The sequence below is a fragment of the Streptomyces sp. NPDC093221 genome (assembly GCF_044753885.1).
Lineage (GTDB): Bacteria > Actinomycetota > Actinomycetes > Streptomycetales > Streptomycetaceae > Actinacidiphila.
In genome coordinates this window covers 705739-719069 of the sequence record NZ_JBIVOA010000002.1, presented here as the reverse complement: position 1 = coordinate 719069, position 13331 = coordinate 705739, and the positions used below count along the sequence as shown (strand labels likewise).

At 72.6% G+C, this 13331-nt stretch carries 14 protein-coding genes; 7 read left to right on the top strand and 7 right to left on the bottom strand.

Annotation, left to right across the window (positions count from 1 at the left end; all coding sequences use genetic code 11):
* Positions 1 to 104: 104 nt before the first annotated feature.
* Together ACIQCJ_RS09135 and ACIQCJ_RS09130 are read right to left on the bottom strand one after the other, a co-directional pair.
* On the bottom strand, positions 105 to 845 hold the full coding sequence (locus ACIQCJ_RS09135; protein ID WP_355348229.1) for an ABC transporter permease: 741 nt from the start codon (positions 843 to 845) through the stop codon (positions 105 to 107).
* Positions 842 to 1795 carry an ABC transporter ATP-binding protein gene (locus ACIQCJ_RS09130; protein ID WP_355348350.1) on the bottom strand — a complete coding sequence of 318 codons (954 nt, stop codon included), beginning with the start codon at positions 1793 to 1795 and terminating at the stop codon, positions 842 to 844. The genes ACIQCJ_RS09135 and ACIQCJ_RS09130 overlap by 4 nt, the downstream gene beginning before the upstream one ends.
* A 251-nt stretch (positions 1796 to 2046) precedes the next feature.
* Here ACIQCJ_RS09130 and ACIQCJ_RS09125 point away from each other — a divergent pair, with 251 nt between their 5' ends.
* The gene (locus ACIQCJ_RS09125) at positions 2047 to 2493 is read left to right on the top strand and encodes a hypothetical protein (protein WP_402711066.1); all 447 of its coding nucleotides are present in this window, start codon (positions 2047 to 2049) and stop codon (positions 2491 to 2493) included.
* 578 nt (positions 2494 to 3071) lie between these two features.
* The gene (locus ACIQCJ_RS09120; RefSeq protein WP_355348223.1) at positions 3072 to 3686 is read left to right on the top strand and encodes a response regulator transcription factor; all 615 of its coding nucleotides are present in this window, start codon (positions 3072 to 3074) and stop codon (positions 3684 to 3686) included.
* A gap of 17 nt (positions 3687 to 3703) precedes the next feature.
* Here the strand turns inward: ACIQCJ_RS09120 and ACIQCJ_RS09115 are convergent, their stop codons facing one another.
* Together ACIQCJ_RS09115 and ACIQCJ_RS09110 are read right to left on the bottom strand one after the other, a co-directional pair.
* Complete coding sequence (locus ACIQCJ_RS09115; RefSeq protein WP_402711065.1) at positions 3704 to 4528, bottom strand: tetratricopeptide repeat protein; 825 nt, start codon at positions 4526 to 4528, stop codon at positions 3704 to 3706.
* Entirely contained in the window at positions 4525 to 5286 is a 762-nt protein-coding gene (locus tag ACIQCJ_RS09110) for a GNAT family N-acetyltransferase (protein WP_355348217.1), read from the bottom strand. Before ACIQCJ_RS09110 ends, ACIQCJ_RS09115 begins: the two co-directional genes overlap by 4 nt.
* Before the next feature lie 372 nt (positions 5287 to 5658).
* Between ACIQCJ_RS09110 and fdxA the strand changes: the two genes are divergently transcribed.
* Together fdxA and dapC are read left to right on the top strand one after the other, a co-directional pair.
* A complete protein-coding gene (gene fdxA / locus ACIQCJ_RS09105; RefSeq protein WP_355348214.1) occupies positions 5659 to 5985 on the top strand; it encodes a ferredoxin in 327 nt (108 codons plus the stop codon).
* An 84-nt stretch (positions 5986 to 6069) separates the two neighbouring features.
* A complete protein-coding gene (gene dapC, locus ACIQCJ_RS09100; RefSeq protein ID WP_391049303.1) occupies positions 6070 to 7215 on the top strand; it encodes a succinyldiaminopimelate transaminase in 1146 nt (381 codons plus the stop codon).
* A gap of 193 nt (positions 7216 to 7408) precedes the next feature.
* On the opposite strand, the gene ACIQCJ_RS09095 is transcribed toward dapC, so the two are convergent.
* Together ACIQCJ_RS09095 and ACIQCJ_RS09090 are read right to left on the bottom strand one after the other, a co-directional pair.
* The gene (locus ACIQCJ_RS09095) at positions 7409 to 7882 is read right to left on the bottom strand and encodes an ATP-binding protein (RefSeq protein ID WP_355348208.1); all 474 of its coding nucleotides are present in this window, start codon (positions 7880 to 7882) and stop codon (positions 7409 to 7411) included.
* A gap of 285 nt (positions 7883 to 8167) precedes the next feature.
* On the bottom strand, positions 8168 to 9112 hold the full coding sequence (locus ACIQCJ_RS09090; protein ID WP_402711064.1) for a heavy metal transporter: 945 nt from the start codon (positions 9110 to 9112) through the stop codon (positions 8168 to 8170).
* 137 nt (positions 9113 to 9249) lie between these two features.
* Between ACIQCJ_RS09090 and dapE the strand changes: the two genes are divergently transcribed.
* The 3 genes from dapE (at position 9250) to ACIQCJ_RS09075 (ending at position 12396) form a co-directional block, all read left to right on the top strand.
* Entirely contained in the window at positions 9250 to 10317 is a 1068-nt protein-coding gene (dapE, locus tag ACIQCJ_RS09085; RefSeq protein WP_391161651.1) for a succinyl-diaminopimelate desuccinylase, read from the top strand.
* A gap of 155 nt (positions 10318 to 10472) precedes the next feature.
* Entirely contained in the window at positions 10473 to 11558 is a 1086-nt protein-coding gene (locus tag ACIQCJ_RS09080; RefSeq protein ID WP_391161650.1) for an alpha/beta fold hydrolase, read from the top strand.
* Between the two features lie 16 nt (positions 11559 to 11574).
* Complete coding sequence (locus ACIQCJ_RS09075; protein ID WP_355348196.1) at positions 11575 to 12396, top strand: TIGR00730 family Rossman fold protein; 822 nt, start codon at positions 11575 to 11577, stop codon at positions 12394 to 12396.
* Between the two features lie 38 nt (positions 12397 to 12434).
* Here ACIQCJ_RS09075 and folP read toward each other — a convergent pair whose 3' ends face one another.
* Positions 12435 to 13247, bottom strand: a complete 813-nt coding sequence (folP, locus tag ACIQCJ_RS09070) for a dihydropteroate synthase (protein WP_355348347.1) — start codon at positions 13245 to 13247, stop codon at positions 12435 to 12437.
* Positions 13248 to 13331: the final 84 nt, after the last annotated feature.

The following is a 13331-nucleotide window of genomic DNA, read 5'->3' as shown; positions in this document are numbered from 1 at the left end:
CCGCCACGGCGGCCAGGGCCGGTCCCGCGCCCGCGCCTGCTCCTCCGCCCGGTCCCGCGCCCATGCCTGTGCCCGCCGCGCCTGCTCCTCCTTCGCCATCCGCGTCACGCCTTCTGCGTGTCCTTGCGGTACAGCCAGGCGGCCGTACCCGCGAAGAGCAGCAGGTAGAAGGCGAGGACGGCGATGTCACGGGCGTGCGGCGCGTTGCCGAACTCGATGGACTGGCCGAGCGCCGCGTACGGCCGTCCCGGCAGGTAGTCGGCCGTCGTCCGGAGCCAGTGCGGGAAGGTGGTGATCGGCACCCACAGACCGCCGAGCATCGCCAGGACGAAGTAGGCGAGCATCGAGACCGGCCGGGCGACGTCGGCCGTGGCCACGTATCCGATGGCGACGCCGAGCGCCGCGAAGACCATGCTGCCCGCCCAGGTCGCGCCCAGGATCGCGATCCACTGCCAGGCGTCGAGCCGGACGTTCTTCACGGTCGCGCCGAGGATCAGCACGATCAGGATCGACGGCAGGCTGACGGTCGCGGCGGAGGCGATCTTCGCGGTGACGTAGCCGCGGCCGGGCAGCGCGGTCAGCCGCAACTGCCGCACCCAGCCCTTCTCGCGCTCCCGCGCGATCCGCTCGGCGTTGCCCATCAGCACCGCCGTCATCGCGCCGAACGCCGCCATCGCGACCATGTAGTACGCGACCAGCGTGAGATTCAGGCCGTCGATCTTCTTCGTCCTGTCGGCGCCCGCCGTGATGATCAGGAAGAGCAGGCCCGGGTAGAGCACCGAGAAGAACATGAACTTGCGGTTCCGCAGGGTGCGGACGATCTCCAGTCTGACCAGGGTCTTCATCGGTTCTCCGCCTCCTCGGCGGACGCTGCGTCGGTGATGGCGAGGAAGGCCTGCTCCAGGCCGAGGCCCGAGACCTCCAGATTGCGCGGGTACAGGCCGAGCGCGTACACGGCGTGCGTCGTGGCGTCCGCGTCGTCGGAGCGGATGCGGACGGTCGGGCCGGTGATGTCGAGGCCGACGATGTGCGGCAGCGCGCCGAGCGCCCGCTCGTCCGGCGTGCCGTCCAGGTCGAAGGTGATCCGGCGGGCGCCCGCCCGCGCCTTGATCTCCGCGGCCGTCCCGTCGGCGATCAGCCGCCCCCGGTGCAGCACCAGGACGCGGTCCGCGATGGCGTCCGCCTCCTCCAGGTAGTGGGTGGCGAACAGCACGGTCCTGCCCTGCTCCACCTGGCCGCGCATCGTGGCCCAGAACGCCTGCCGCGCGCTGACGTCCATGCCGACCGTCGGCTCGTCCAGCACGATCAGGTCGTTCGCCCCGGCCGTCGCGAGCGCGAACCGTACGCGCTGCTCCTGACCGCCGGAGAGCTTGTTGACCTTGCGGTCGGCGATGTCGGCGATGTCCGCGCCGGCCAGCACCTCGTCCACCGGGTACGCCTTCGGGTGCAGGTCGCACGCCAGGCTCACCAGCTCCCGTACGGTCACGTCCTCCATCAGGCCGCCGCTCTGGAGCATCGCGCCCACCCGGCCCGCCGCGATGGCCTGCGCCGGGGTCGTGCCGAACAGCCGCACGCTCCCGCTGTCCGCGTTCCGCAGCCCCAGCATCAGGTCGAGCGCGGTCGACTTCCCCGCGCCGTTCGGGCCCAGCAGGGCCACCGTCTCGCCCGGGTGCAGCGTCAGGCTCAGCTCCGCGACGGCCCGCACCGGCCCGAAGCTCTTGTTCACATCGCTGAAGGCGACCACGGGCTCGCCCTTGACGGCGGCCCCCGGCCCGTTCGCGGTCGTCATCCCCATCGCGCTCATGCCACCAAGCTTCGCCCGCCCGCCCCTCGCCCGTGCAGTGCCGCGAGTCGTGTCTTCCCCATGACAGATGTCATACGGCGGTCCGCGTCCGGGTCCGGCTGTCACCGCCGGGTCCTCACGCTGTAACCATCCGTGCCGGGGGTGGGACGCCGGGCCTCCGCGCTCGGTACGGTCCGGCCACCGGGCGCCGCCGTGGCGCCTTCCTGGGGGGAGTCGACGTGACGCGTTCCGCTACGAGACGTGTGATCAGACATACGGTGCCGGCGGCCGGGGTCGCGGTGGCCGGAGCGCTCCTGCTGGCCGCCTGCGGCGGGGGCTCGGGGGGTTCCAGGCCGTCCGCCACGGGGTCGGGCAAGGCCACCGGCAGTGCTTCTGCCGCCTCTCCGTCCGCCTCAGCCTCTGCCTCAGCCTCCGCCTCCGGTGGCTCCGGCGGTGCCAATCCGGTCGACGGGCCGACCTTCTGCGCCTTCCTCGCCAAGGAGGGGCCCCGCATCAAGGACTCCGGCGCCCCCGCGGGCGCCAAGGCGTTCTTCGCCATCGACCTCGCCAACTGGATCGAGCAGCACCCCGATCAGAAGCCGCGCACCGCCGCCGATCTTGACGCTGCCGCTTTGGGCTCCTGCCCCAAATACCGTGCCACCGTCACCTCTGCCATGGGCGCCGCCAGCTTCACCGAAGCCCTCGGCTAACCCCGCCGCGGCCCCGCCCCCGGGCGGCCTCTCAACCTGGGCGGTAGACCGATCTTTTCAGGGCGCGCGCCCTGGGGCGGTTCTTCTGCCGGGGGCCAGCCACGTGTCTTTAGGGGCGCGGGGAACTGCGCGGGCCGCCACGACGGTGGCGCGGTGTTCGCACGGCGGGTCGGGCCCCGAAGGGGCGCGGGGAACTGCGCGCTCAGCCCGCGCGGTGGCGCGGCTGAAGAACCGGCCCCAGCGGGGCAGATGCGGTTGTTTTCGGGCTGACAGCCCGGTGGGGGCTGGCCGCGCAGTTCCCCGCGCCCCTAAAAAGATCGGCCAGCCGCCCTGGCAGAAGGACCGCCTCGGGGCCGCGCCCCTCAAAAGATCGGCCAGCCGCCTTGGCGGAAGGACCGCACGGGGCCGCGCCCCTGAAATGATCGGCCCACCGCCCTGGCGGAAGAACCGCCCGGGGGCGCGCCCCCAGAAAGAATCGGCCCACCGGCCTGGTGAGGGAGCGGTCTGGGGGGCGAGCCCTGGAAGGGGGGGCGGGCGACCGGGCGGGGAACCGTAGGGCGGAGCCCTAGGGTGGGGGGATGAGGAGAAGCGTCCGGGTGCTGCTCGCGGAGGATCAGTCGATGGTGCGAGAAGCACTGGCGACGCTCCTCGGCCTCGAAGAGGACCTCGAGGTCGTCGCCCAGGTGGCCCGCGGCGACGAGGTGCTGGCGGCGGCCAGGACGCACCGCCCGGACGTGGCGCTGCTGGACATCGAGATGCCGGGCCTGACCGGCATCGAGGCGGCGGCGCGCCTCCGCGAAGAGCTGCCGGAGGTCAAAATCGTGATCGTCACGACCTTCGGCCGCCCCGGCTATCTGCGCAGAGCGATGGAATCGGGCGCGGAGGCGTTCCTGGTCAAGGACGCTCCGGCGGCCCAACTGGCCGACGCCGTACGGCGGGTGCTGCGCGGCGAGCGCGTCATCGACCCCACGCTGGCCGCGGCGGCGCTCGCCGACGGAGCCGACCCGCTGACGGCCCGCGAGCGGGAGGTGCTGCGGGCCGCCGCCGATGGTTCGGTCAACGCCGACATCGCGCGCGGCCTGCTGCTGTCGGAGGGCACGGTCCGCAACTACCTGTCGACCGCGATCCAGAAGACGGGCGCGCGCAACCGCGCGGAGGCGGTCCGTATCGCCCGCGAAAAGGGCTGGCTCTAGGGCCTGTCCGCCGGGGCTCAGTTCAGCAGTGCCCGCGCCGCGCGGGCCTTGCGGCGGATCTTCTCCGCGGTCTCCGGGTCGAAACCGCCGATCAGTTCGGCGTACTCGTCGAGGGCCGCGGCGCCGCCGGTGAAGTCGCCGAGGCGGACGAGGAGTTGGGCGCGCTCGTAGCGCAGGCGGGCCGGGTGGCGGGGGAGGAGCAGGGCGAGGTCGATCGTCCACAGCTCGACGGCGGCCTGTTCGAGGCGGGCGGACGCCCAGGCGCGGATGTTGTTCAGGACGCGGTGCACGGTGTCCAGCGGATCGGCGGGCGTGAGCATGCCGGGGGCCAGCGGGGCGCCGGTCGCGCCCGCGACCAGGAGTTCCGCGTCGGGCCCCGACAGCACCCGGCCGCCCTCGAAGGGGTCGACCAGGACGTACCCGCCCGCCGGATCGCCGAAGCCGACGACGTAGTGGCCGGGCAGCGCGACCCCGTACACCGGCGCGCCGGCCCGGCGGGCGACCTCCGTCCAGACCACCGACAGCAGGATCGGCAGCCCGCGCCGCCGCCGCAGCACCTGCTGGAGCAGCGACGACGAGAGCTTCTGGTAGTCGCCGGGCTCGCCGTGGAAGCCCAGCCGGGCCCCGAGCAGCCGGTGCAGGGCGGTCGCCCACTCCAGCGGCGTCGTCAGGCCGTACGGGAGCATCCCGGCGAGCCGGTCCAGCTCGATCTGGGCCGCGTCGATCGCGACGCCGTCCAGCGCCGGGTCGGCCTCCGCGCCGATCAGCAGGCACAGCTCGGCCAGGTCGGGGCGCTCCTCGCGCGCCGCCGCCGCGAACCGTTCCCGTACGTCCGCGCTCATACCGAGGGGCGCCGGTAGTGGTAGCCGTGGTGGTCGGTGAAGCCGAGCCCGTCGTAGAGCGCGCGGGCCGCCTCGTTGTCGGCCTCCACCTGGAGGTACGCGCTCCTCGCGCCCTCGTCGGCGGCGCGCCGGGCGAGCGCGCCCATGACGGCGGTCGCCAGGCCCCTGCGGCGGTGCGAGGGCGCCACCTCGACCGCGCCGAACAGCACCCACGGCCCGTCGACCACGGCCCGCCCGATGGCGCCGGGGGCGGTCGCGAACCACACCGAGGGCCCGCCGGAGACCACCTTCAGCGCCGCGTCGGCGAGCGAGCCGGTGCGGTGGTAGGCGGCCAGCCACGCCGCGTCGGGCGTCCGGGACAGCGTGACGGCGTCCGCGCCCGGCAGCCGGGTGAGCGGCGCCAGCGGCGCGACCCTGACCAGCGTGTCCGCCTCCCGTACCCACCCGCGGCGCTCCAGCTCGGCCGCGTAGGGCGAGGTGTCGGGCACCTGGAGATACGGTGTCGTGCCCCGCGCCCCGTACCAGCCGACGACGTGGTCGAGCGCGGCGTCCAGCGGGCGGTCGGGATCGCCGTCCACCAGGACGGAGTTGGCGCGGCGGGTGAAGCCCTCCCGCCGCCCGCCGCCCTTGTCCTGCTCCGCTTCTCGCTCGCCCGCGACGGCCGAGCGCAGTGTCCACCGGCCCAGCGGCGCGGTCTCGGTGGCGGGCCAGGCGCGCGAGGCGAACGCCTCAAGCTCCTCGGGGGACGCGGACGTCACACGCGACATTCTCCGTGACGGCGGGGTGGGCGGCACCACCTTCCCCGCGACGAGGAGCGATTCGTCGATGCGTACCGTTTCCCCGGACCTCCGCGTGACGCACACCACTCCCGCATCCCACGATACGAGAACACCGACCGTATCGGTGAACGTAGGATGCCCGTCGGTGATCTCCAGAACCTGCCGTACCGATACGCGTTTTCCCACGTCAGACGGGGTAATCCGGATCACGAGCCGCGCTCCGGAAGAGAAATCCCCTGCCATGCGTGCCCCTCCTGTTCGGATCGTGCTCAGGAACGGAGATACTAGGTGCGGGCATCGACGACGCCGCGCTCCCGCGCGAGATGAGCCCTATCGAGGAGGAACGACAGCGTGACCTACGTCATCGCGCAGCCTTGTGTCGACCTGAAGGACAAGGCGTGCATCGAAGAGTGCCCGGTCGACTGTATCTACGAGGGCTCCAGGTCCTTGTACATCCACCCGGACGAATGCGTCGACTGCGGCGCCTGTGAGCCGGTCTGCCCCGTCGAGGCGATCTTCTACGAGGACGACACCCCGGAGGAGTGGAAGGACTACTACAAGGCGAACGTGGAGTTCTTCGACGAACTGGGGTCGCCCGGCGGCGCGTCCAAGCTCGGTCTCATCGAGCGCGACCACCCCTTCATCGCAGCGCTGCCCCCGCAGAGCCAGGACCACTGATCCCGGTCGGGCAGTCTCCGCCCGGCCCCGTACGGCGCACCGAGCCACGCTCGGCGCTGTGCGGGGCCGCGGCGTACGTCCGTCATGGACATTTCGATCACGGACCATCGATCGACAAGCGAGAGTGAGCACGTGAGCATCTCCGCCCGCCTCCCGGTCTTCCCGTGGGACCGCCTGGAGCCCTACAAGGCGACGGCCGTCGCGCACCCGGACGGTGTGGTCGACCTGTCGGTGGGGACCCCGGTGGACCCGGTGCCCGAGGTGATCCGGCGCGCGCTCGCCGCCGCCGCCGACAGCCCCGGCTATCCGCTGACGTACGGCACGCGCGCGCTGCGCGAGGCCGCCGCCGGATATCTCAGCCGCTGGCACGGCGTGAGCGGCGCCGACCCGGCGAACATCCTGCCGCTGCTCGGCTCCAAGGAACTGGTCGGCTGGCTGCCGACGCTGCTGGGCATCGAGGCGGGCGACCGGGTCGCGTACCCGCGGCTCGCCTACCCGACGTACGAGATCGGCGCGCTGGTGGCCCGCGCGGAACCGGTCACGTACGACGACCCGGTGACCGAACTCGACCCGGACGGCCTGAAGCTGCTCTGGCTCAACAGCCCGTCCAACCCCACGGGCCGCGTGCTGTCCGCCGCCGAGCTGCGCCGGATCGTGGCGTGGGCGCGCGAGCACGGGGTGCTCGTGGTGTCCGACGAGTGCTACATCGAGCTGGGCTGGGAGGGTGCGGAGCCGGTCTCCGTCCTGCACCCGGACGTGTGCGGGGACAGCCACGAGGGGCTGATCGCCGTCCACTCGCTGTCCAAGCGGTCCAACTTCGCGGGCTACCGCGGCGCCTTCCTCGCCGGTGACGCGTCCGTCGTCGCCGGTCTGCTGGAAGTCCGCAAGCACGTCGGCATGATCGTGCCCGCGCCCGTACAGGCCGCGATGGTCGCCGCGCTCGACGACCGCGAGCACGCGGTGGAGCAGAAGGAGCGGTACGCGCGCCGGCGCGCCGCCCTGCGGACCGCCTTCGAGGGCGCGGGTTTCCGGATCGAGCACAGCGAGGCCAGCTTGTACCTGTGGGCGACCCGCGCGGAGAACTGCTGGGACACCGTCGGCGACCTGGCCAAGCGCGGCATCCTGGTGGCGCCCGGCGAGTTCTACGGGCCGACGGGCGAGCGGTTCGTCCGGATCGCCTTCACGGCGGTCGACGAGCGGGTGGCGGCGGCCGTCGAGCGGCTGCGCTGAACCGCTCCCGCTGAACCGCTCCCGCTGAACCGCTCCCGCTGAACCGCTTCCGCCGGGCTGACCCGCCGGGCTGACCCGCCGGGCTGACCCGCCGGGCTGACCCGACCAGGCCGGTGTGAGAGCGCTGCCCGGCAGACACGCGCGGGGGCCGGGAGCGGTCGCTCCCGGCCCCCGCGCGCGTGCGGTTCGGCGATCAGCCCAGGGGGAGGCCCTTGAGCGGCAGCATGTCGGTGGTGGGCAGCGCGCCGGCCGGCAGTTGGCCGGTGTTGGGAAGCGCGGAGACCGGCAGCGTCTCGGTGTGCGGGGCGACGCCACCGGCCGACTCGGCGGTCTGGCCGACGATCCGGCCCGCGGAGTCGGCGGCGTCGCCCGCGGCCTTCTGCGCGGCCGGGGCGGCGGTCCTGCTCGCGGTGCCCACGATGCGGCCGGTGGCCGGGAGCGTGGTCTTCATCGCCTGGGTACCGGCCTGCCCGGCCACCCCGGTGGCCTGCTGGGAAGCGCTGTCCAGCGTGTTGCCGACATTGGCGCCGTCCAGATTGCTCAGCCCGCCCAGGTCCGTCGGCGGCAGCGCGGCGGCCTGCGCGGCGCCCGCTCCGATCAGCGGCGCGGCGGCGGCGCCGATCAGCAGGGCGGCCTGGGCGAAGCGGCGGGTCAGGGGGAGGGACATGGTGCTCCTTTTACGGAGTTGGCTCCGTGAGGGGACGTATTGCGTCCGCCGGGCGGACGTCGTGACTACCGCTCAAGGAGCCCGAAGGTTGCGGTCGTTCGAGGTAAAGAGTTGGCAATGTGTCGCATTATAGGAATCCGACAGATCGGATATAGCGGACAGCTCATATGACTTTGATGAAACGTCACATCCCTGCTGCGGCAAGGGAATTGCCATCCGGTCGAGCGGTTTTCCCGCAGCCCGCGTTTGACCGCGGGAGCGGGCACTTCCGAGTGAATGCGCGCACTATTGCGCGACGGTGATCCGTACGTATCCGTCCGGCTTGACGGCCGCGGAACCCTGCGCGCCGCCCGCTTTCTGCTTCTGCCAGCCCTTGCCGGACTGCGCCGCGGCCCACTTCTGGCCGCCGAAGGTCACCTGCTCGACCTTCAGGTCCTGCGCGTGCGCCACCGCCCACTGCGCCAGCTCCCAGCCGCGCCGGGTGCCGTCGCCCTCCGCCGCGCCGCCCGCGGGCCTGGCGGGCACCGCGACCGTACGCGGCTCGTCGGCCGCCACCGGCTTCACCTGGCTGCCGAACTCCCGCGTCAGCCTGGCCGTGACCTGCGACGTACTGCCCAGCTTGCCGCCCGCGCTGAAGGGCGTGTCCGAGCCCGTCGTACAGCTCAGCGCGCCCGCCTTGCGCCCGTACAGCGCCGCCGACAGCAGCGTCGCGTCCGCCTCGTGCTTCGCGTACGCCTGGGGGAAGCCGCTCTTCTGCACGCGCTGCGCCGCCACGGTCAGCGGCAGCCGCGAATAGCCCTCGATCTTCACCAGGCCGTCGAAGAAGGCGTTCGTCGAGTACACCGGGTCCTGGACCTGCTGCGCGGTGCCCCAGCCCTGCGAGGGGCGCTGCTGGAACAGTCCGAGCGAATCCCGGTCGCCGTGATCGAGATTGTCCAGCCGTGACTCCTGCAACGCCGTGGCCAGGGCTATGGTGAGCGCCCTTTCCGGCAGCCCGCGCGAGGTGGCCACGGCGGCGATCGTCGTCGCGTTCGCCGCCTGCGACGGGCTCATGTCCAGCGTGTCGCCGTCCGCCGTCACTGTGCAGTCCGCGCTTTCCGGCGCTTTGTTCTCCTCCGCGGCGCGGTAGAGGCCATAGGTGGCGAGCCCCAGCAACACCACGGCCGCTGTGGCGATCTTGCGGCCCCGGCGCTTGCGCTTGGGGGGCTTCTGAGGGGGGGAGCTGGGCACGCGCCGAGCGTACCGAAGGCGGCGGGTCCCGAATGACCTACGACGGCGCCGTCTTCGGCTTTCTCCTCCGTGCGCGTGAACGGGGCAGGCGGCCGGGGCCTTCGGGGCATCCGGGCCCGAGGCCCTACGCTCGGCGTATGCGCAGCGAACTCGACCTCAGCCAGGATGCCGCTCGGCTCACCGCCCAACTCGTGGACGTGCCGTCCGTGAGCCAGCAGGAGAAGGCGCTGGCGGATCTGGTGGAGGAGGCACTGCGGGGGCTGCCGCACCTGACGGTGGACCGGGACGGCGACGCGGTGGTGGCGCGGACCCGGCTCGGGCGCGCCGAGCGGGTGGTGCTCGCGGGCCACATCGACACCGTGCCGATCGCGGACAACCTGCCGTCGCGGCTGGACGAGAACGGCCTGCTGTGGGGCTGCGGCACCTCGGACATGAAGGCGGGCGTGGCGGTGCAGCTGCGGCTGGCGGCGACCCTGACCGCGCCGAACCGCGACCTGACCTACGTCTTCTACGACGCCGAGGAGATCGCGGCCGAGTTCAACGGACTCAAGCGGCTGGTCGAGCGGCACCCCGAGTGGCTGGCCGGGGACTTCGCGGTGCTGATGGAGCCGACCGACGGCAAGGTCGAGGGCGGCTGCCAGGGCACCCTGCGGATCCGGGTCGAGACCACCGGCCGCCGGGCGCACTCGGCGCGGAGCTGGCTCGGGGACAACGCCATCCACAAGGCCGCGCCGATCCTGGACCGGCTCGCCGCGTACGAGCCCCGCCGGGTCGTCATCGACGGCCTGGAGTACCGCGAGGGGCTGAACGCGGTGCGGGTCGAGGGCGGCCACGCGGGCAATGTGATCCCCGACTCCTGCGCGGTGACCGTCAACTTCCGCTTCGCGCCCGACCGGAGCGAGGCCGAGGCGCTCGCGCACGCCGAGGAGGTCTTCGACGGCTTCACCGTGGTGCTCACCGACAGCGCGCCGGGCGCGCTGCCCGGCCTCGCGCACCCGGCCGCCGCCGCCTTCGTGCGCGCCATCGGCACCGAACCCGCTCCCAAGGACGCCTGGACCGACGTGGCCCGCTTCTCCGCGCTCGGCGTGCCCGCGGTGAACTACGGCCCCGGCGACCCCAAGCTCGCCCACGCCCGCGAGGAGCACGTCGCGGTCGCCGCCGTGCTGGAGGCCGAGGAGCGGCTGCGCGGCTGGCTCACCGACTGACCGGGCCCGATCCCGCGGCCCCGGCGACCGCCCCGCCTCACTCGTCCGACTGATCCGGCGAAAGGCGGAGCAACCGAACAGGGGTGCCCATCGGTCTTCCCTCGCGGCATGGTGTGATCGGAGCCGTAGGGATCGGTTGGGGGAAGAGGCGTGTCGTGGGACTGACCAGCAGAGGATTCGCCGTACTGCTCCTCGTCGTCGCGGTGGCCGCGGTGGCGGGCGCGGTGCTGCTCTGGCCGCGGGTACGGGGCCCGCGGCCGGTACGGGTCGTCGCCCGCGTCGGGATGATCGTGCTCTGTCAGGTCACCGCGATCTTCGTGGTGATGGTCACGGTCAACAACGACTACGGCTTCTACGCGTCCTGGGACGACCTGCTCGGCAACGCCAACAGCGGCGGCAAGTCCGTCGCGGGCCCCACCGCCACGCCCACCCCCACCAAGCCCGACTACCGGGTCAAATTCGCCTCGTACTCCCAAGGCTTCGAGAAGGCCACCGTGCGCGGCTGGAAGTCCGGGACGAAGGGCGACGTCATCGTCTGGACGCCGCCGCAGTACAAGAAGAAGGAGTTCGCGCACACCCGCTTCCCCGTCATAGAGGTCCTGCACGGCATCCCCGGCACCCCGCACAGCTTCCTGCGCGGCATGCGGCTCGGCCAGATCATGCAGGACGAGATCACCGCCGGCCGCGCCGAGCCCGCGATACTCGTGCTGCCCACCATCACCCCGGACCGGGCCAACACCGGCTGCGCCGACGTGCCGGGCAAGAGCAAGGTCGGCACCTGGCTCACCGACGACGTGGCGCAGACGATCGCGCACAATTTCCGTACGCTCCCGGCGCCGCGCGGCTGGGCCGTGATGGGCATATCCACCGGCGGCTACTGCGCGGTGCGGATGGCGCTCGAGCACCCCGACCGGTTCGTGGCCGCCGCCGCGATGGCCCCGGACAATCCGGCCGAGTCCGCCCGCGGTGTCCGCTCGCCGCTGTGGCTGGCCCAGAACACCCGCCCCGACGTGCACATCCTCATCGAGTCCAGCAAGCAGGACCCGGAGAGCCCGCCGAAATTCGGCGACTGGATCACCGCCGCCGTCCGGCCGCCCACCTCGGTCAGCACGCTGCGGATCGACCGCGGCGGGCACAACTGGAAGACCTGGGGCGGAATGTTCCCCGCGGCCTTCACCTGGGTCAGCGCCCGCCTCGAAGCGCCCCGGGCGGTCCCATTGGCGCCGTCCGCCGCACCTTGATGCGTACGCTTCCCGTATGACTGACTCACACACGGGAGCGGCCGGGCAGAGTCCGGACGCGCAGGAGGCGGCTGCCGCGGCCAACGAGGCGGCGGAGACCGTGCTGACCGGCAAGGGCTGGCCGGAACGGCACACGGGCCCTGTCGTACGGCGGCGCGGCCAGGTGCAGGCGGGGACCACCGATCAGCGGTTGCTGGACAGTCGAGGAGAGTCGGACTGGGTGCACGGCGACCCGTGGCGTGTGATGCGGATCCAGTCGGAATTCGTCGAGGGCTTCGGCGCCCTGGCCGAACTCGGCCCCGCCGTCAGCGTCTTCGGCTCCGCCCGCACCCCGGTGGACTCGCGTGAGTACGCGGCGGGCGTACGGATCGGCCGCGCCCTGACCGAGGCCGGTTTCGCCGTCATCACCGGCGGCGGCCCCGGCGCGATGGAGGCCGCCAACAAGGGCGCGCTCGAAGCGGGCGGCATCTCGGTCGGCCTCGGCATCGAGCTGCCCTTCGAGCAGGGCCTCAACTCCTATGTCGACATCGGCGTGAACTTCCGCTATTTCTTTGTCCGAAAGACGATGTTTGTGAAGTACGCGCGGGGATTCGTCGTGCTCCCCGGCGGCTTCGGCACCCTCGACGAACTCTTCGAGGCGCTCACCCTCGTCCAGACCAAGAAGGTCACCCGTTTTCCGATCGTGCTCTTCGGCACCGAGTACTGGGGCGGCCTGGTCTCCTGGATCCGCTCCACGCTCGTCGCGGGCGGCAAGGCGTCCGCGGCCGACCTGGAGCTGTTCCACGTCACGGACGACGTGGACGAGGCCGTGGCGCGGGTGACGAAGGAGAGCGCCTAGGGCCTCGCAGGGCCCCTGGCCCCCGCCCAGCGGGCCCCCTAGGCCAGGCCCCTGCGGGCCACGGCGGGCGGGCGGTGGCCCGCGATCGAGGCCACCATCTCCAGCACCTGACGGGTCTCGGCGACCTCGTGGACGCGGTACACCCGCGCCCCGAGCCACGCCGACACCGCCGTGGTGGCCAGCGTGCCGATCAGCCGCTCCTTGACCGGCCGGTCGAGCGTCTCCCCGACGAAGTCCTTGTTCGACAGGGAGACCAGCACCGGCCACCCCGTCGCCGTCATCTCCGGCAGCCGCCGGGTCGCCTCCAGCGAGTGCCGGGTGTTCTTGCCGAAGTCGTGACCCGGGTCGATCAGAATCCCGTCACGCGGCACGCCCAGCGCCGCCGCCCGCTCGGCCAGCCCCACCGTCACCCGCAGGATGTCGGCCATCACGTCCTCGTACCCCACCCGGTGCGGCCGGGTCCGCGGCTGCGCGCCGCCCGCGTGCGTGCACACCAGCCCCACGCCGTACCGCGCCGCGACCTCCGCCAGCCGCGGGTCCACCCCGCCCCACGCGTCGTTCAGCAGGTCGGCGCCCGCCTCGCACACCGCCTCGCCGACCTCGTGCCGCCAGGTGTCCACGCTGATCACCACATCCGGGTGGCGGCGGCGCACCTCCGCCACGAAGGCGACCGTGCGGCGGATCTCCTCCGCCGCCGAGACCTCCTCGCCGGGGCCCGCCTTCACCCCGCCGATGTCGATGATCGCCGCGCCCTCCGCGACGGCGCCCGCGACCCGCTCCAGCGCGGGTTCGTCGGTGAAGGTGGCGCCCTGGTCGTAGAACGAGTCCGGCGTACGGTTCACGATCGCCATGATCACCGGCTCCCGCTCGCCGAATTCGCGGGTCCCCAACCGAAGTGCCACTGCCGCTCCTCATCTCAGACTCATGCGATCGTG